This is a genomic window from Clostridium sp. 1001283B150210_160208_E6 (genome assembly GCF_015669365.1).
In the GTDB taxonomy this organism is placed as follows: domain Bacteria; phylum Bacillota; class Clostridia; order Clostridiales; family Clostridiaceae; genus Clostridium; species Clostridium paraputrificum.
Genome location: NZ_JADPAA010000004.1, coordinates 84,018 through 102,760, shown reverse-complemented (window position 1 = coordinate 102,760; position 18,743 = coordinate 84,018). Strand labels below are relative to the sequence as shown.

Sequence of the window (18,743 nt, the reverse complement as noted above, 5' to 3'; positions counted from 1 at the left end):
TCGCTCTCACAAACTCAACTTAAAATCAAAATCCTATTCCCACAAATAAAACTTTCATAATTACCACTGCCGATCTATATATTCCAGAAACTCTAGCGATAGCAGAGTTTCCTCTTCAACTTTATTATCTCTTTTATCCTGATTATCCTTTTTACCTTTTTACCTCCTTACTTTACTACAAAAAAAGGCAGAGAAATTACCAAGCAATTTCTCCACCTTATCTCTCTTACTCACAGAGTACCCTCATATTACTAAATCATAGATTTAGATATTCAGGCATCTTTATTCTCTTTTTTTATCCTAACTAATATCTGCCACTATTTTTAATAGCTCTATCCATATCTCTCTTAGCAGCTTTTTCTAGCATAGAATCTCTCTTATCATAATTCTTCTTACCTTTACAAACCCCAAGAGCAACCTTAACTCTACCATTCTTTAGATAAAGTGATAATGGAATTAAAGTATATCCATCCCTTTGAACTAATCCTTGAAGTCTAAAAATTTCTTCCTTATGAAGTAATAACTTTCTATTTCTCATAGGATCAACATTAAAAATGTTTCCTTGTTCATATGGGCTTACATGCATTTGCTTTATAAGAATTTCACCATTCTCTATATCTGCATAGCTATCCTTTAAATTACACTTACCTCCTCTAATTGATTTAACTTCTGTACCAACTAGAGCTAATCCTGCCTCCATAGTTTCTTCAATAAAGTAGTCATGACGTGCTTTTCTATTTTCAGCTAAGGAATTACTATTCTTTTTTCTTACCAAATTTCTCACCTACTTAGCTTTTATTTCTTTTATAAATTATAATATATTATCATCTGTTTCTTCAACGTCTTCCTCTTTAAGTTCTTGCTTAACTTCAGATATTTTTTCAGCTAATTCCTTGCTAGCCTTAATTTCTTCCCTAATATATTCATCTTCTACCATATCAAAATATATTTCACGGTTTGGAATATCTACCTTGCTACATCTAACCTTAACAAAATCACCTAATCTATAAATCTTCTTACTTCTTTCACCCATTAAGCATAAATGATTTTCATCATAAATATAGTAATCATCATCTAAAGCTGTTATATGAATTAGTCCTTCAATTGTGTTAGGTAATTCTACAAACATACCAAAAGAAGTAACTGAAGATACAATACCTTCAAACTCTTCTCCAATTCTATCTAACATATATTCAGCCTTCTTAAGGTCATCAACTTCTCTTTCTGCCTCTGTTGCAATATTTTCTGTTTCACTAGATTGTCTTGCTGCATAATCAACAAGAGCTGTTAACTTCTTACTTCTATCATCATCTATCTTACCATTTATAAATTCCTTAATTATTCTATGAATTTGTAAATCTGGATATCTTCTAATTGGTGAAGTAAAGTGGCAATAATACTTAGCTGCAAGACCAAAGTGCCCTACACATTCAGGAGAATATTTTGCTCTCATCATGCTTCTTAAAAGTAAAGTACTTACAACTGTTTCTTCTTTCTTACCCCTTACCTTTTCTAAAATTTCTTGAAGATTTCTAGGTTTAACCTCTCCATTCCATTTAACAATATAGCCTAGGTTATATATAAATTCTCTAAACTTTTCAAGCTTTTCTTCATCTGGATCTTCATGAATTCTATAAACAAATGGTAAGTGACTCCAGAACATATGCTCAGCCACTGTTTCATTACAAACAAGCATAAATTCTTCTATTATTCTATTTGCTATTTCTCTTTCATAAGGCTTAATATCAATAGGCTTACCAAATTCATTTAATATAATTTTAGATTCCTCAAACTCAAAATCTATAGCCCCTCTTTTTGTTCTCTTCTTATATAAAATATTACAAAGTTCTTCCATTGCTTTAAAATCATCTAAAAGATAGTCATATCTCTTACTTAGCTCTGGATCATTATCCTTAAGTATCTTAGTTACATCTGTATAAGTCATTCTTTCATTTGTTCTTATTACAGATTCAACAATTTCATGGTCTAAAACCTTACCACTACCATCTATGACCATGATACAAGAAAGTGTTAATCTATCTACCTTAGGATTTAATGAACAAATACCATTAGATAACTTCTTAGGAAGCATAGGTATAACTCTATCTATTAAGTATACTGATATACCTCTCTTTAAAGCTTCCTTATCTAAAGGATTCTTTTCTCTAACATAATGAGATACGTCTGCTATATGAACCCCTAATCTGTATCTTCCATTATCAAGTCTTTCTATAGAAACTGCATCGTCTAAATCCTTAGCATCTTCTCCATCAATAGTTACCATTCTAACATCTCTAAGATCTTTTCTTCTCTTATATTCTTTTAAAGGTATTTCCTCGTCAATACCTGCTGTAAAAGCTTGAACCTTAGGTGGGAACTCTTCTGGAAGACCATACTTTTTAATTATAGTTAGAATATCTAACCCCTTATCACCCTTTTGTCCAAGCACTTCTTTAACTACACCTTCAGGACTTCTTCTCTTCTCTGGCCACTTAGTAATTTCTACAACTACAACATCTCCGTCTTTAGCACCATTTCTGTCCTTTTTAGATATAAATATATCTTGGCTAATCCTTGTATCTTCTGCAATTACAAATCCAAAGTTTTTGCTGTCTTCATATACACCAATAATCTTTGTATTACCTCTTTCTAGAATTTGAATTACTTCTCCTTCTCTCTTCTTTCCGTTCTTATCTTCCCTAGTAATTTGTACAAGTATTCTATCTCCATTCATAGCTCCATTTATAAAAGAACTTGGAATAAAAACATCCTTTTCTCCCTCTACTTCTGGAATTAAGAAACCAAATCCTTTAGCATGAGCTTGTAGTTTACCTGTAATAAGTCCTAATCTTTCTGGAAGCGCAAACTTATCTTTTTTAGTTCTAAAAATAAGCCCTTCCTTCTCCATTGTTTTTAATGTCTTTTTAAATGCTCTATATTCATCAGGATTAATGTCAAAAACTGAAACTAGTTCTTGAATATCCATCGGTCTATATGCTTCTTCACGCATGAATTCTAATAATGTATCTTTTATTCCCATTATTACCTCCTATATATTTGAATAATATTTCATTAATTATATTTCCCATTCTAAAAATAACTAATCTATTTATTATATTACCATATTGCACTACTTTAGGATACTTTCATATATTCTACTACATTCTTTATTTTGTGACATTTGCTTTCTAAATATTATTCATGAGTAATATTTAGAAAGGATATTTTAAAAGTTTTTGTCAACTTTTTGTGAACGATTTGTAACTTTTCTTATTGATAGCATTCCCATTAAATGGATATAATTGTATTTGTATTTACATTTTGTGGGAGGTAAATTTATGAAAAGAAAATTTTTATCATTAATTCTTGCAGCAGCTCTTACAACCTCATTAGTAATAATGCCTGTTGTTTCTACAAGTGCTGCTGAAGAAAAATCCAATTCAATTTTGACTTTATACAGCGATACTGAAGATTACAAAATTTCTAATGATTCTTTATTAGTTAATGCAATTCGTGGTGGTCAATTTACTATTATGACCACTGGAGGAGACCCAACAAATGATAATGATAATGACGTCAGATTATTGTTTGGATATACAAATGCTGAAGTTCTAAAAGTAGGTGATGATTTAGAGGTATTAACCACAGGTGACTTAGGTGAATATACTGGAAGCTGGCAAAATACTTCAAAAAGCGGAAATTCTATAAAATCTTCATATCAATCTGATAAAGGCATTAAAGTAGATCGTAATTTAGGCTTAGCTAAGAGTCCAGGATCTTCTTATGAAGACTCTACTGCTATGACTTATACTTTCACTAATACTAGTAATGAAGCTAAAACTTTCTCATTTAAAACAATGCTTGATACTTATGTTGGTACAAATGATCGTGCACCTTTTAATGTTCCTGGTGTAGGAAGCTTTGATACAGGAAAAGAACTTACTGGTACTCAAGTTCCAAATTATTGGTTTGCTTATGATAATTTAGAAAATCCTTCAGCTGTAGCTAAATATACTTTTTCAAGAGATTCAAAACCAACTAAAGTTCAATTTACTAATTGGTTAGCTGATGATGCAAGCAATATATGGAATAATGAAATAAACGAAGATTACCACAATGGGGATAGTTGTGTAGTTATGTATTGGGAAGATATAACTATTCAACCTGGCGAAACTAAAACTATTACAAGTAACTATGGAGCATCTTCTTTAAATTCTCAAGTTAATAGTGATATATCTGTATCTGTTTTAAATAATAATACTATAGAAGCAAATGAAGATGGAACTTATCCAACTTACGAAACAACTGCAACTGTAAAAAATAGTGGTGATATTCCATTAAATAATGTTACTTCAGCCATTGAAATTCCAGAAGAATATAGAGATTTATTATCTATTGTAGGAGATGCTACACATAATATAGGAACCTTAGCACCTGATCAAAGTGCTAATTCAGATATCCAATTAGAAGTGGCTGAAGGTACCTATTATGATGATATAAATGCTTATTTTAATGTAATTGTTAAGTCTGATTCTACAGAAACTAAGATTGTAAAACAAAATCTTACTATAAAGGCTAATGCTGAACGTAATATTACAGCTTCTTTAGCTGGCGGAGAAAATGTATCTATTAATCCAAATGAAGATAATGAATATACCCCATATAAAGTTGATGTAACAATAAACAACAATGCTGAAGAAGATCCTAATTTTAATAATGAACCAAACGTTCATGTTGATTTAGAAATTCAAGAAGAATTTAAGGATGATTTAACTTTATTACCACTTCCAGTTATGGGTGAAGAAGGTGAAAGTGAAGAAGACTCATTAAATCACTTTATTCCAGTAGCTCCAGGTTATGGTGCTGGAGATGGATGGAACTTAGCTATAAAACCTAGCTATGAAGATAGGGTTATAACTTATAATGTTAAAGTAACTTATGGTGATGAAGCTCCAATAGTATTAACTCAAACATTAACTATTAAAGGATTAACTCCTCCACCAACACCAGAAGTTCCAGAAACTCCTGTTACACCTGAAGTTAAACCATCTGAACCAGTTAAAACTGGAGACCCTTCAAACATTGCAGGGCTTTTAATAGCATCTATGACTTCATTAGGTGGCGTAGTAGCATTAAGAAAGAAATATAGACCAAAACATTAGTTTAAGATAAGAAAAAAATTTAAATAATAAAGATAATAAGGATGTAGTTTAATTACTAAATCCTTATTATCTTTTTCTATTTTTTAACCAATATAATTATTTAATTAGATTAAGAAGTATTCCTCCATACTTAATGATAAGTGGTGCAAATACTAATGAAACTATTGTCATAAGCTTAATTAATATATTCATGGATGGACCTGATGTATCCTTAAATGGGTCTCCAACCGTATCTCCTACTACACCTGCTTTATGAGCTTCACTTCCCTTACCTCCATGAGCTCCACCCTCTATATATTTCTTTGCATTATCCCAAGCTCCACCTGCATTTGACATCATAATAGCCATTAGAACACCTGTAACTACTCCCCCAGCAATAAGCCCAGCTAATGCTTCTGCTCCAAGAATAAGACCAACACCTATTGGAATTACTATTGCTAATATTCCAGGTAAAACCATTTCCCTTAATGCAGCTTGAGTTGATATCTCAACACATCTTGAATAATCTGGCTTTTCTGTTCCTTCTAATATGCCTCTCTTTTCCTTAAACTGTCTTCTTACCTCTTCAACCATTTGAGTTGCTGCTTTTCCTACAGAAGACATTGTTAATGCCCCAAATAAGAAAGGTAGCATTCCACCAATAAATACTCCTACTAATGTTGTTGGTTCTAAAAGATTAATTTTTTCTAAGTTAACAGCTTGAGCATATGATGCAAATAGAGCTAGGGCTGTAAGTGCTGCTGAACCAATAGCAAAACCCTTGCCAATTGCTGCTGTTGTATTTCCTACAGAGTCCAATTTATCAGTAATCTCTCTTACCTCTGGATCTAGATTTGCCATTTCAGCAATTCCTCCAGCGTTATCAGAAATTGGTCCATATGCATCAACTGCTACTGTAATAGCTGTTGTTGATAGCATACCTACTGCTGAAAGGGCAATACCATAAAGGCCTACTTTAGCATCTGACGCTCCTCCTACACCAAAGTAAGCTACTAGGATTCCAATTGCAATTAATATTATTGGAATAACTGTTGATTTCATTCCTACTGATAATCCTGAAATAATGTTAGTTGCTGCTCCTGTTTCTGATTCATCAGCAATAAGTTTTACTGACTTATAATCTGAGGATGTATAAACTTCAGTTATCTTACCTATTATCATTCCAACAGCCAGTCCAGCTATTACCGGAATAAATAGTTTTAGTGAGTTAAACATAGAATAACAAGCTATTGCTCCAAATATAACCACTAGTATTCCTGATATTGTACTACCTGTATTTAATATTTTCTGAGGGTTATTACCCTTTATATTTTTAACAAATAATATTCCTATAATAGAAGCTATAATTCCAAGCCCTGATAATATCATAGGATATATTGCTCCATCTCTTCCTGATACATTGGTTAATAATGACCCTAAGGTAATTGCAGATATTATAGAACCTACATATGATTCAAAAAGATCTGCTCCCATACCAGCAACATCCCCTACATTATCTCCTACATTATCGGCTATAACAGCAGGATTTCTTGGGTCATCTTCCGGTATACCAGCTTCAACTTTTCCCACTAAGTCAGCTCCAACATCAGCAGCCTTAGTATAAATGCCTCCCCCTACTCTTGCAAATAAAGCTATTGAGGATGCTCCAAGTCCAAAACCCGTTATATATTCTGTATTTAAATCAAAAATAATTGTAAGTAATCCTAATCCAAAAAGTCCTAGTCCAACAACAGATAAGCCCATAACTGTTCCACCTGAAAAAGCTACAGACAAAGCATCTTTAATTCCTGTTTTTGCTGCTTGTGCTGTTCTAACATTAGCTTTTACTGCAACTCTCATTCCAACATAACCTGCTAAAATAGAGAATACTGCTCCTATTAAAAACGCCACTGCAGTTTGCACTTTAAGGAATATTGCTATAGTAAGGCCAACCACTACTATGAAAACAGCTAAATATCTATACTCTTTCTTTAAAAAAGCCATAGCTCCCTCTTCAATATGTCCAGCTATTTCCTGCATTTCATTGTCCCCTGGATCCTTTTTAACAATTCCTTTTATAATGAAAATATTTCCTAGTAGAGCTGCTATACCACAAAGTGCAGATATTATTAATAAGTTCACTTTATCATCTCCTTAATAAAAATTAGCAGTCCATTATTATCTCACTATATGCTATTCATCTTCTCCATAAAAGAGTCACAAGAAGATTAGGAAATTTTATTTTAAAGCAAAAAAATAAACAGCTACATAAATAGCTGTTAATTTATCTTATTTATATTATGTTTAATACTAAAGTAGTAGCTGCAAAAAGAACCATTGAAATAACTGTTAATCTTTCTAACATTACTTCCTTTGTTCTTACTTTATTTTTAGCATAGAAAGTTTCATTTTTGCTTCCTTGTACTAATCCACTTAAAGCATCTGATTTACTTGGTTGCATTAATATAGATACAATAACTATTAATCCTAATATAACTTCTACAACTAATAATGCAGTTTTCATAGGAACACCTCCTGCTTAGTAAGCCTAATAAATACATATTACAATAAAATTATCATATCACACTATGCATTTTTTTACAAATATTTTTAAAGAAGTTTTCTTAAATAATAGCATAAAAAAAGTAATAGAAGTAATAATTAACCACTTCTATTACTGATTTTAATCTTTTTAAACTATTTAATATTAAAGAAGGCTTTTCTTCCTCTAAATTCAGCTACATCTTCTAATTCTTCTTCAATTCTAATTAATTGATTGTACTTAGCAACTCTTTCAGATCTTGCTGGTGCCCCAGTCTTAATTTGACCTGCATTAACTCCTACAACTAAATCAGCTATTGTTGTATCTTCAGTTTCACCAGATCTATGAGAAACTACTGCAGTCATTCCTGCTCTATTAGCCATTTCAATAGCATTTAAAGTTTCAGTTAATGTACCTATTTGATTTAATTTAATAAGAATTGAGTTAGCTACTCCCTTTTCAATTCCCATTTCTAATCTTTCAGTGTTAGTTACAAATAAGTCATCTCCAACTAATTGAACCTTCTTACCTAATCTTTCAGTAAGTAACTTCCATCCTTCCCAATCTTCTTCTGCCATACCATCTTCAATTGAGATTATTGGATACTTGTTAACCCAATCTTCTAAGAAGTCTACCATTTCTTCAGCAGTTAAAGTCTTTCCTTCGTTTTCTAAAACGTACTTTCCATCTTTGTAGTATTCAGAAGAAGCTGCATCAATTGCAATGAACATATCTTCTCCAGGCTTATAACCTGCTTTAGTTATAGCTTCTATTATAACATCTATAGCCTCTGCATTTGATTTTAGGTTAGGAGCGAACCCACCTTCATCACCAATTGCAGTTGAATATCCTTTTTCATGTAAAGTCTTTTTAAGAGTATGATATACTGTAGCACACATTCTCATAGCATCTGAGAAAGTCTTAGCCCCTACTGGCATAACCATAAATTCTTGTAAATCAACTGAGTTATCTGCATGAGAACCACCATTTATAATGTTCATCATTGGAACTGGTAATACCTTAGCGTTAACTCCACCGATATATTGATATAAAGGTAATCCTAAAGAATTAGCAGCTGCTTGTGCACATGCTAAAGATACACCTAAAATAGCATTAGCTCCAAGTTTTCCTTTGTTTGGAGTACCATCTAATTCAATCATTGTTTTATCAATATATGTTTGGTCAAATACATTACAACCTATTAATTCTTCAGCGATAGTTTCATTTACATTTCTTACAGCCTTTTCAACGCTCTTTCCTAGATAGTTGTCTTTATCGCCATCTCTTAGTTCTACAGCCTCATATATACCAGTTGAAGCCCCTGAAGGTACAGCTGCTCTTCCTACAGTACCATCGTCTAAATAAACTTCAACTTCAACTGTTGGGAAACATCTAGAATCTAGAATTTGTCTTCCAACAATATCAACGATCTCAACATAACTTTTCATAACTCTTCCTCCTTAAAAACTTATATATTTCTAATATTTGTTAGTTCAAGTAACAAGAATAGTATTTACTAAATATTATTCTTATATTCATAAAATTAATTAAGAGGGCCTCAAAATAACTCACTTTTACTTTGACTCCCTCTTGTAAAAACTATAAGTATAAATCTTCATCATCTCTTTGGTATTTCTCTTTTTGACTTTCTTTTTGCCAATACTTATCAAACTTATTCTTCCATTCCTTAGCTTTCTTCTTATCAATCTTTTCCATATACTTTATGAAATCATCTAAAACTTCAAGCTTTAAAAAACCTTTCATTAAATGTCTTGGAAAATTCACTTTTCTTTTATAACACTTTTTAGGGTCAATAAGCATTATTGTACAATCATCTTTTACATATACATCTTTGCATCTTGTGTCTATTTTAGAGAAGTCTAACCTTTTAAATTCTTTTATTAGCTTATAGATATTTCTTGTTAGTTCTAAGTTTAGCCCGTTTTTCTTTATGTATTTATCAAGCTGAATCCCCTCTACCATTTCTCTTACAATATATAATTTGCCTATCTTATATATTCTAGGAAAGTATTTAGACCCGTTAGTCCTTGAAAGAGTATATGATTCGTCACTACAGACCTTTTCTTCAACAAAAATTTTTATTACCTTATTCTCAGGCAACTTATACACAACCCCATTATTTCCTTGTCCTAAGAATATAGCTTCTCTAAATAACTCTTCTGTTTTATCATCAAAGCTTGCTGAATAACAATGATATTTTTTCATAGAATCTACCTTTATATTATTTTGATATATTTATATGTTTAATAATCACATAATATGAAAAAACAAAATACCATTAACTTAATTATTACTAATTTGTAATTCTTGTAGTAATCTCCTAGTAATATTGATCGCTTATTATTAAAACATAGAATCAAATAAAAAAGGTGGTAATAAAAATGAAAAATTTACTAAATAAAGATGATATTAAAACTATTTTATTAGGAAGCATGGCTTTTGGTATTATGACTGGTGTAGGTAATACACTTGCATATTTAAGAGGAAACTTTTCAATGGAAAGTATTATGATAGGATTAATCTCAGCTTTATCAGCAATTATTCCGTTTACCATAGTTATGATTATATTAAAAAAGTTTGATTTTAATCCATTTCTATAAAACTAATAATAAATGTAGTTCCTTCTCCCTCTTCACTAATAAGCCTTATTTCTCCACCTAATTCTTCAACTATACTTTTAGATAAGGATAAACCAATCCCTATACTCTTTGGATCTGTACTACTTTCACCCTTATAAAATCTCTTAAATACCTTTTTTCTAATATCCTTAGGTATTCCAGGTCCATTATCTTTAATATAAATATTCTTTATAATTTTCCCCTCAGAAACTCGAATTTCTATTTCTCCGCTATCCTGAGTATGTTCTATAGCATTCTTGGTAATATTAGATATGGCTTCACCTAACCACTCTCTATCATGCACAACCTCACAGTCTAAATCTCCAGTTACTATAAGCTTTTGATTTTTTCTTTCAGCTTCTCCAATTAAAGAAGAAACTGCTAGCTCTATAGTTTCCCTTAAAGGTTGTCTTTCTCTTTTAAAGTTTACTGCTCCTGCCTCTAACCTTCCAACTTTTAAAAGATTCATTATAAGCCATTCCATTCTTACTTCTTGCTCATCACACTTATCTAAAAACTTTGCCCTATCCTCCTTAGGCATATCCTCATTTTCCTTCATTAAATCTGTAAACATAACCAAAGATGCTAATGGAGTCTTTAATTGATGAGAAATATCCGATAAGAAATCTTTTAAATTATCTTTATCTTCATTTAATTTTTGAATAGAATTATTAACTCTTTCTCCCATATAATTAAGAGAAGTTGTAAGTATAGCTACATCTCCCTCTTTATACTTAGGTTCAATCTTCTTAAATTTACCATTTGAAGTGTCTGAAATATTTTTTACTATATTATCAACTTGGACATATATATCCTTCAATTCTTTAATAAATATTAAGTAAAGCATTATAGTAAATAGAATAATTATTGGTATGAATATAACTAGTATCTCTGTATAAAATTTATTTGTAACCTCATTAACCATTATAGATAAGTCATCATCATATCCATAACTTTCAAGTATCTCCTTAGCTTCTACTAACTCATTTCCATCCTTTATCTCATAAAATCCTTTAATAACTTCTGATATTTCCTTATTTTCTATAACACTACTAATAACAGAAATATTTTGATCAAGTAAAGTTTTGTTTATATTCTCAACAACATAGTAAGTTGCTCCAAATATTGATATAACTCCAACTAAAAAAATAATAAGAAATTTTGATGTTATTTTCTTAGCTTCTGGATTATTATATAACCTTTTTAAATTCATTATTTTTCACCTATCCACTTATAACCTATTCCTCTAACAGTTTCAATATAAGGATTTTCCTTATCCTCTTTAAGTTTTTCTCTTAATCTTTTTATATATACTGTTAATGTGCTCTCTTCAATAAAATCTCCTTCTATATCCCAAAGCTTTTCTAACAATGTCTTTCTAGTTAATACATTTCCAGAATTCTCTATTAAAAGTAAAAGTAATTTATATTCTACTGAAGTTAATTGAAGTTTTTCTTCTCCCTTATAAACTTCATATTTTAAAGGCAACACTTTAATATCTCTAACAATAATTTTATTATCTTCTTTATCTTTAGATACTACACCTTTTCTTCTAGCAACTGCATTTATCCTAGCTACTAATTCTCTAACTCTAACTGGTTTAGTTATATAATCATCAGCACCTAAATCTAATCCCATAACTATGTTAACCTCTTCGTCACAGGCAGTTAGAAAAATTATTGGAACCTCACTATCTACCCTAACCTCTTTACATAACTCATATCCATTTCCATCTGGTAAATTTACGTCTAATAAAATAATATCTATATGTGAATTACTTATCTTTTCTTTTGCATCTTTTATTTTTCCTACTGTATGGACATTAAATCCTTCATTTTTTAGAGAATATTCGATTCCCATTGCTAAAGTAATATCATCTTCAACTAATAAAATATTCATTTACCTCTCCTTAAAATTATTATTCCATTTTATTCTAATATATTTCCCCGGAAATTACAAAAACCCCTTCTCTTATTTTACATTTTGTGGTAGAGAGTGCCTATGATTACTTCAGGAGGCCTATCATGAAAACTAAAACCAGGTTGATACTTATTATAATTTTATGATTATGAATTTCCAGACAGTCATAGTGATATATATAAATTCATAATTTATTCGTGGTGAATTGTAGGAATAGTTCTGATATTCCAAATAAAAAACCTTTATAAGATAAGAAAGATGCCTGAGATAAATGAGATAATAAAGATAATAAAAAAACTTTGCACCTGCAAAGTTTTTTTATTTAAGGAGAGAAATTGCCAAGGGCAATTTCTCCTCCTAATCCCTATTATCCTTTTTAATCTTTTTATCTCTATTATCTCTTACCTTCTTACCTGCCTACTCTTCTTCACTTATTCCCTCAACTATAGTAAGCTTCTTAAGTTTATTCATTGGAATAACAGTTGCAATATAAGTTACTCCTATTGCGCATATTATTGAAATAGCGAATGCAATAAAGTCAAAGTTATATTGAACTTCTGCAAAACCTGCTCCAAGTTTAACTAATAATCCTAGAAGCACTGCTGATACTCCTCCACCAATTATAGCTGATAAGATTCCATAAAGGGTACCTTCAAGCAATACGCTCTTCTTAAGTTGCTTTTCGGTCATACCTATAGCTTTTAAGGTAGAAAACTCTTTTCTTCTTAACAATAAATTGGTTGATATTGTATTAAAAATATTAACTACTGAAATTATTGTAACAATTGCTATAAAGCAATAAACAAAGAATTCAATTTGTCCATATATGCTGTCTACTTCTTTTAGTAAATCTCCTAAATCTTGATAAACAAGTTCCTTTTCATCTGCTACATTATTAAAATACTCAAGTGCTTTTTCTCTTGCTTCCTCGTCTCCCTCAAAGTCAAAGAACAGACCATTATAATTAAAATCCTTAACCATAGTCTTAAACAAATCTTCATGGAACATTAATTGTGGTGCACTATAAAGTGTATTTCCCATTAATGGTTCTCTATTAGCTATAGCAACAACCTCCAATTCATAGTAATCCTTATTCTTTATTGCTTCTTCTATATTTCTACTAGCATTTTCTACATTTCTACTATAATTATCTAATTTAGGTATTCTGATCTTGTCTCCAACCTTATATTTAGTAGCCTGTACTGATTCTATATCTCCATCTTCATTACGTATTTGGTAGCCATCTAAAAGAATTACTCCATTTTTCTTAAGCTTATCTAAATCTACTTTTCCATCAACTATATATCTGTCTATAATATTTAATTCATCATTTCCCCCAACATATATTTGTGTTCCACTAGCATCTATCATATCTGACGAAGGGAAATTATCGTAAAATGGATTTCTTCCTACTTTGTTAGCATAATCTGGGTTCACACTATCTTTTGGTATAGCTAAATTAGCATAATCAATATAAAATTTATATTCTTTTCTTATAAAGTCTTTACCTTCTATTTCTTTAATATCTTCACTTTTTAATCCACTATCTGTAACTTCATTAGAAAGCTGAGCATCAAAAGGTGAATACATAAATTGTTGCATTACAGATTGTTTAGCAAAATCAACAAATCCATAGAATACATTAAACATAATAATTGATACTGTTAATGCTAAACAAGTAATAATGAATCTAAATGGTGTTCTCCTTATATTCTTATAAGCAATACTACCTTCAACACCAAATATTTTTCCAACTATTCTTCCTTTTCTTCTCTTAAGCTTCCCTAACTTTATTTCATTTTTATTCCTTATTGCATCAACTGCCGATATCTTATTTGCCTTCCTAGCTGGCATTAGAATTGATAAAAATATAGTAATAGCAACCAATATGGCTGTAACTAAAATGATTACAGGATAAAATCCAACTTTAAAGCTCTCAATAAACATTAAGGTATCTCCAATAAATATTTTAATACCATACTTTAATGCCAAGAATCCTACTATACAGCCTAATGGTAAAGCTATAAGCCCCATTAAAAAGCCCTCTTTGTATATGATTCTTTTTATTTGTTTAGGGGTTGCCCCTATAGCTTTTAATATTCCAAAATACCTTATTCTCTCTATTACTGAAATATTAAAGGAATTATAAATAACAACTATGGTACAAACTATTATTGTAGCTATTACAAATATAGCCATATTTCTTAAAGCTCCTGATACATATTCATTTCCACCATTACCTGTTAAATATAGTACATTAGAATTATTGTTTATAGATTCCTTATTTATATTGTTTTGCTCTGTTATCTTTGCAATAATCTCTTGTTTATTTTTACCTGACTTTAGATTTAAATATAAATTATACTCAGCATTTTGATCTAAGTTTTTATCATTTAAATAGTCTTTTACATAAAATACATTATTACCTGAATAAAGTGTCCCTTCCTCTATTCCAACGACTTCAACCACTTTTTCATTTCCATTTGCATCTTTTAAGTCAATCTTATCTCCAACATTAACTTTTAATAAGGACTTTACAGATTGATTAATTAGAATTTCGTTCTCCTTAGTAGGTACTCTACCTTCTTTAATTGGTGATGTCTGCATCTTTTCATAATAATCTTTATTACCATAATCAAAAGTTAATATTTCATCTTTTCCTTCCATTGTATATTCATCATCACTTGATAGTAATAAAGATGTATCTTTTACTTCTGCATTATTTTTAATTTTATCTACTTGCTCACTTGTTATATTTCTCAATATAAACTCATAATCCCCACCAGTTCTTCTTTGCTCTACTAACATAGAATCTCTAAAGCTTAAAAGAAAAGTACCAACTGCAAATATTAATATTGTAGCTAATGTTATTCCAAGTATTGTTAGGGAAGTACGCTTTTTATTTTGCTTCATATATCTATTAGATATTTCACTATAATTTTTCACTTCTTACCCCCCTATTCGATTACTTTTCCATCTTTAATCTTTATTACTCTATCAGCATTTTCTGCAATGCTTAAATCATGAGTGATTACGATAGCTGTTTGATTATACTTTCTTACAGATAGCTTTAACATTTCCATTATTTCTTTTGATGTTTCACTATCAAGATTTCCTGTTGGTTCATCAGCTAGTATAATAGCTGGCTTATTTATTAAAGCTCTTGCTATAGCAACTCTTTGTTGTTGGCCACCTGAAAGCTCAGATGGAAGATGATTTAATCTATCACTTATTCCTAAAGTCTTAACCAAATCTTTAAAGTATTCTTTATCTACTTTTTGATGATCAAGTAGAGCAGGCATTTTTATATTTTCTTCTACAGATAAAACTGGTATTAAATTAAATGATTGAAATACAAATCCTATTTTCCTTCTTCTAAATATAGCTAGCTTTTCTTCTTTAAGTTTATATATATCTTCATTATCAATAATTACTTTTCCACTTGTTGGTCTATCTACACCACCAACTTGATGAAGTAATGTACTCTTACCAGAACCGCTTGCTCCAACAATTGCAACAAATTCACCTTTTTCAATTTCTATATTCACATTATCTAATGCAATAACCTTATTTCCGTCTTTTCCATAAACCTTACTTAAACTATCTGTTTTAATAACTACCATTTTTATTTCCTCACTTTCTCTCTTTTCATTCTATACCTATATAATAAAATCTAAATATTACTATAATATTAAATGAAAAATTACAGTTTTGTAATTTTAGCAAAAAAGAGACTCACCTAAGCGAGTCTCTATCATAATTATTAATAAAATTATTCAACTATTAAATTTTCTCCAGTCATTTCAGCTGGTACTTCAACTCCCATAACACCTAACATAGTAGGAGCTATATCAGCAAGCTTTCCTTCTTTAAGCTTTCTTCCATCAACATGGTTTGATACCCATACAAATGGAACTGGGTTTGTAGTATGTGCTGTAAATGGATTTCCTGTTGAGAAGTCTATTTCAGTTTCTGCATTTCCGTGGTCAGCAGTTATGAATAATGTACCATCTTTTTCAAGTACCTTTTCAGCAACTTTTCCAAGACAAGTATCTACAGTTTCTACAGCCTTAATAGCAGCATCAACAACTCCAGTATGACCAACCATATCTGGGTTAGCATAGTTAAGTATGATCATATCGTACTTATCTTCATCTAATCTAGCTATTAATTCATCTGTTACTTCAAAAGCAGACATTTCTGGTTTTAAGTCGTAAGTAGCAACCTTTGGAGAAGGTATAACCTTTCTTTCTTCTCCTGGATTTTCCTTTTCAACTCCACCATTGAAGAAGAATGTTACGTGAGCATATTTTTCAGTTTCAGCAATTCTTAATTGTTGTAATCCCTTACCTGAAACATATTCTCCTAATGTGTTAACTAATGTTTGAGGCTTAAATGCTATTTCAACGCCTTCTAAAGTTTTATCGTATTGAGTCATAGTAACGAAAGTTAAGTTTAATGTTTCTCTCTTAAATCCATCAAATACTTTATCGTTAATTGCTCTTGTTATTTCTCTAGCTCTATCTGGTCTAAAGTTGAAGAATACAACTGAATCACCATTCTTAATTGTAGCAGTTGGATGTCCATCTTCTAAAACTACACATGGTAATACGAACTCATCTGTCTTATTGTCATGGTATGATTTTTCTATAGCTTCAACAGCAGAAGTTGCAGTTTCACCCTTACCTAATACTAAAGCATTATAAGCAAGTTCAACTCTTTCCCATCTGTTATCTCTATCCATTGCATAATATCTACCACTTACTGTAGCAATTTGACCTACACCAACTTCTTTCATCATTTCTTCTGTTTTAATTATAAAATCTTTACCTGATGATGGTGGTACGTCTCTTCCGTCCATAAATGCATGAACATAAACTTTTTGAAGTCCTTCTTTCTTAGCAAACTCTAAAAGACCTCTTAAGTGTTCTATGTGAGAGTGAACTCCACCGTCTGATAATAATCCCATTAAGTGTAATGCAGCATTATTTTCTTTAGCATTCTTCATAGCCTTTAATAATGCTTCATTTTCAAAGAAATCACCATCTTGGATAGCCTTAGTTATTCTAGTTAACTCTTGGTATACTATTCTACCAGCACCAATATTTAAGTGACCAACTTCTGAATTTCCCATTTGACCTTCTGGAAGACCAACAGCCATTCCACTTGCTTGTAATTCTGTAGTTGGATATTCACTTACTAACTTATCATAATTTGGTTTATTAGCTAATGCTACAGCATTTCCTTCAGACTTTGGAGCAATTCCAAATCCGTCAAGTATCATTAACATTACAGGTTTCTTTGCCATAATTCCCTCCAAGTTTACATTTAATTTATTCGTAATACTTCATTAGTATTATTTTTCTTTTAATCAATATTATTATACTACAAAAGATTTAAAACTCCTAACTATGTAAACCTTTATATTTTTAAAATTTCTGTTTTATCTGATAAATTAAGTTAATTATTTCTTCACTCAATTTAAAAAGCTGTTGTACAATGTACAACAGCTTTTGATATTAGTAATTTACGATTTGAGCAAAATCAGTAGCAACTAAGCTAGCTCCACCAACTAAAGCACCATCTATGTCAGACATAGCCATTTGGTCTTTTATTGTGTTAGGCTTAACTGATCCACCGTATTGGATTCTTACCTTGTCAGCAACTTCTTGACCAAACATTTCTGCAACGATTCCTCTGATTGCAGCTATTGTTTCGTTAGCTTGTTCGTTAGTAGCAGTTTTACCAGTTCCAATAGCCCAGATTGGTTCATAAGCTATGATAACTTTTTCTGCTAATTCTTTATCTAATCCAGCTAAATCAGCTTTAATTTGAGCTCCAACTACTTCATTAGTAACTCCACCTTCTCTTTGTTCTAGTGTTTCACCGCAGCAAAGAATTGGAATTAAGTTGTGAGCGAAAGCAACCTTAACCTTCTTGTTTAAAGCTTCATCAGTTTCGTTGAAGTATTCTCTTCTTTCACTATGTCCTAAAACAACATAGTCAACTCCCATTGCTTTTAACATTCCTGGAGCAACTTCTCCTGTGAAAGCACCCTTTTCTTCAAAGTGCATGTTTTGAGCACCTATCTTTATGTTTGATCCCTTAGCAGCCTTTATAACAGCATCAAGATCAACAAATGGAGCACAAATAACAACTTCACATGTTGCATCCTTTACTAATGGCTTTAATTCTTCTATAACTTTAACAGCTTCATCTGGAGTGTAATGCATCTTCCAGTTACCAGCTATAACAGCTTTTCTCATTAAAATCACCTCATCATATTTTGGATAATAAAGAAAATATAGTTAATTAGGATAATAAGGTTAATCAAAATAATCAGGATAAGGATGAAAATCCTTTGGATTTTCTAATGATGTACTCTTTAGAAGCTCCCTTAAGGAACTTCATCCTTATCTCTTTTATCTTTATTATCTTTCTTATTTCTATTATCTTTATTATCTCTTTTATCTTTTTTATTTTAATTACTTTCACTTTGTA

General features: G+C 30.7%; 14 protein-coding genes. 2 read left to right on the top strand and 12 right to left on the bottom strand.

Translation table 11 applies throughout. The annotated features are described in order from the left end of the window. Nucleotides 1-304: 304 nt before the first annotated feature. A complete protein-coding gene (gene smpB / locus I4V16_RS06615; RefSeq protein WP_027098730.1) occupies nt 305-775 on the bottom strand; it encodes an SsrA-binding protein SmpB in 471 nt (156 codons plus the stop codon). A gap of 36 nt (nt 776-811) precedes the next feature. Next, the gene (gene rnr, locus I4V16_RS06610; RefSeq protein ID WP_195966593.1) at nt 812-3,040 is read right to left on the bottom strand and encodes a ribonuclease R; all 2,229 of its coding nucleotides are present in this window, start codon (nt 3,038-3,040) and stop codon (nt 812-814) included. 298 nt (nt 3,041-3,338) lie between these two features. On the opposite strand from rnr, the gene I4V16_RS06605 reads away from it, so the two are divergent. Beyond that, nucleotides 3,339-5,162, top strand: coding sequence for a hypothetical protein (locus tag I4V16_RS06605; protein ID WP_195963257.1), 1,824 nt, complete (start codon nt 3,339-3,341; stop codon nt 5,160-5,162). A gap of 96 nt (nt 5,163-5,258) precedes the next feature. Here the strand turns inward: I4V16_RS06605 and I4V16_RS06600 are convergent, their stop codons facing one another. The 4 genes from I4V16_RS06600 to I4V16_RS06585 all read right to left on the bottom strand — a co-directional run bounded on the left by I4V16_RS06600 (nt 5,259) and on the right by I4V16_RS06585 (nt 9,909). Continuing rightward, nucleotides 5,259-7,283, bottom strand: coding sequence for a sodium-translocating pyrophosphatase (locus I4V16_RS06600; protein ID WP_099328981.1), 2,025 nt, complete (start codon nt 7,281-7,283; stop codon nt 5,259-5,261). A gap of 151 nt (nt 7,284-7,434) precedes the next feature. After that, on the bottom strand, nt 7,435-7,665 hold the full coding sequence (gene secG / locus I4V16_RS06595) for a preprotein translocase subunit SecG (protein ID WP_049178285.1): 231 nt from the start codon (nt 7,663-7,665) through the stop codon (nt 7,435-7,437). A gap of 173 nt (nt 7,666-7,838) precedes the next feature. After that, nucleotides 7,839-9,131: a phosphopyruvate hydratase gene (gene eno, locus I4V16_RS06590; RefSeq protein WP_099328980.1), complete on the bottom strand. Its 1,293-nt coding sequence runs from the start codon at nt 9,129-9,131 to the stop codon at nt 7,839-7,841. A 151-nt stretch (nt 9,132-9,282) separates the two neighbouring features. Next, complete coding sequence (locus I4V16_RS06585; protein ID WP_049178908.1) at nt 9,283-9,909, bottom strand: hypothetical protein; 627 nt, start codon at nt 9,907-9,909, stop codon at nt 9,283-9,285. A gap of 176 nt (nt 9,910-10,085) precedes the next feature. Between I4V16_RS06585 and I4V16_RS06580 the strand changes: the two genes are divergently transcribed. Beyond that, nucleotides 10,086-10,304: a hypothetical protein gene (locus I4V16_RS06580; RefSeq protein WP_049178909.1), complete on the top strand. Its 219-nt coding sequence runs from the start codon at nt 10,086-10,088 to the stop codon at nt 10,302-10,304. Here I4V16_RS06580 and I4V16_RS06575 read toward each other — a convergent pair. The 6 genes from I4V16_RS06575 to tpiA form a co-directional block, all read right to left on the bottom strand. Next, nucleotides 10,288-11,535 (bottom strand): HAMP domain-containing sensor histidine kinase, encoded by a 1,248-nt coding sequence (locus I4V16_RS06575; RefSeq protein WP_111918360.1) that lies wholly within the window; start codon nt 11,533-11,535, stop codon nt 10,288-10,290. The two genes, I4V16_RS06580 and I4V16_RS06575, sit on opposite strands and share 17 nt — an antisense overlap. Further along, the gene (locus I4V16_RS06570) at nt 11,535-12,221 is read right to left on the bottom strand and encodes a response regulator transcription factor (protein WP_049178911.1); all 687 of its coding nucleotides are present in this window, start codon (nt 12,219-12,221) and stop codon (nt 11,535-11,537) included. Before I4V16_RS06570 ends, I4V16_RS06575 begins: the two co-directional genes overlap by 1 nt. Nucleotides 12,222-12,659: 438 nt before the next feature. Next, nucleotides 12,660-15,188: an ABC transporter permease gene (locus I4V16_RS06565; RefSeq protein WP_099328977.1), complete on the bottom strand. Its 2,529-nt coding sequence runs from the start codon at nt 15,186-15,188 to the stop codon at nt 12,660-12,662. Nucleotides 15,189-15,199: 11 nt separating this feature from the next. After that, a complete protein-coding gene (locus I4V16_RS06560) occupies nt 15,200-15,865 on the bottom strand; it encodes an ABC transporter ATP-binding protein (protein WP_099328976.1) in 666 nt (221 codons plus the stop codon). A 149-nt stretch (nt 15,866-16,014) separates the two neighbouring features. Beyond that, on the bottom strand, nt 16,015-17,550 hold the full coding sequence (gpmI, locus tag I4V16_RS06555) for a 2,3-bisphosphoglycerate-independent phosphoglycerate mutase (RefSeq protein ID WP_049178914.1): 1,536 nt from the start codon (nt 17,548-17,550) through the stop codon (nt 16,015-16,017). A 211-nt stretch (nt 17,551-17,761) separates the two neighbouring features. Beyond that, nucleotides 17,762-18,508: a triose-phosphate isomerase gene (tpiA, locus tag I4V16_RS06550; RefSeq protein WP_195966592.1), complete on the bottom strand. Its 747-nt coding sequence runs from the start codon at nt 18,506-18,508 to the stop codon at nt 17,762-17,764. Between the last annotated feature and the right edge of the window lie 235 nt (nt 18,509-18,743).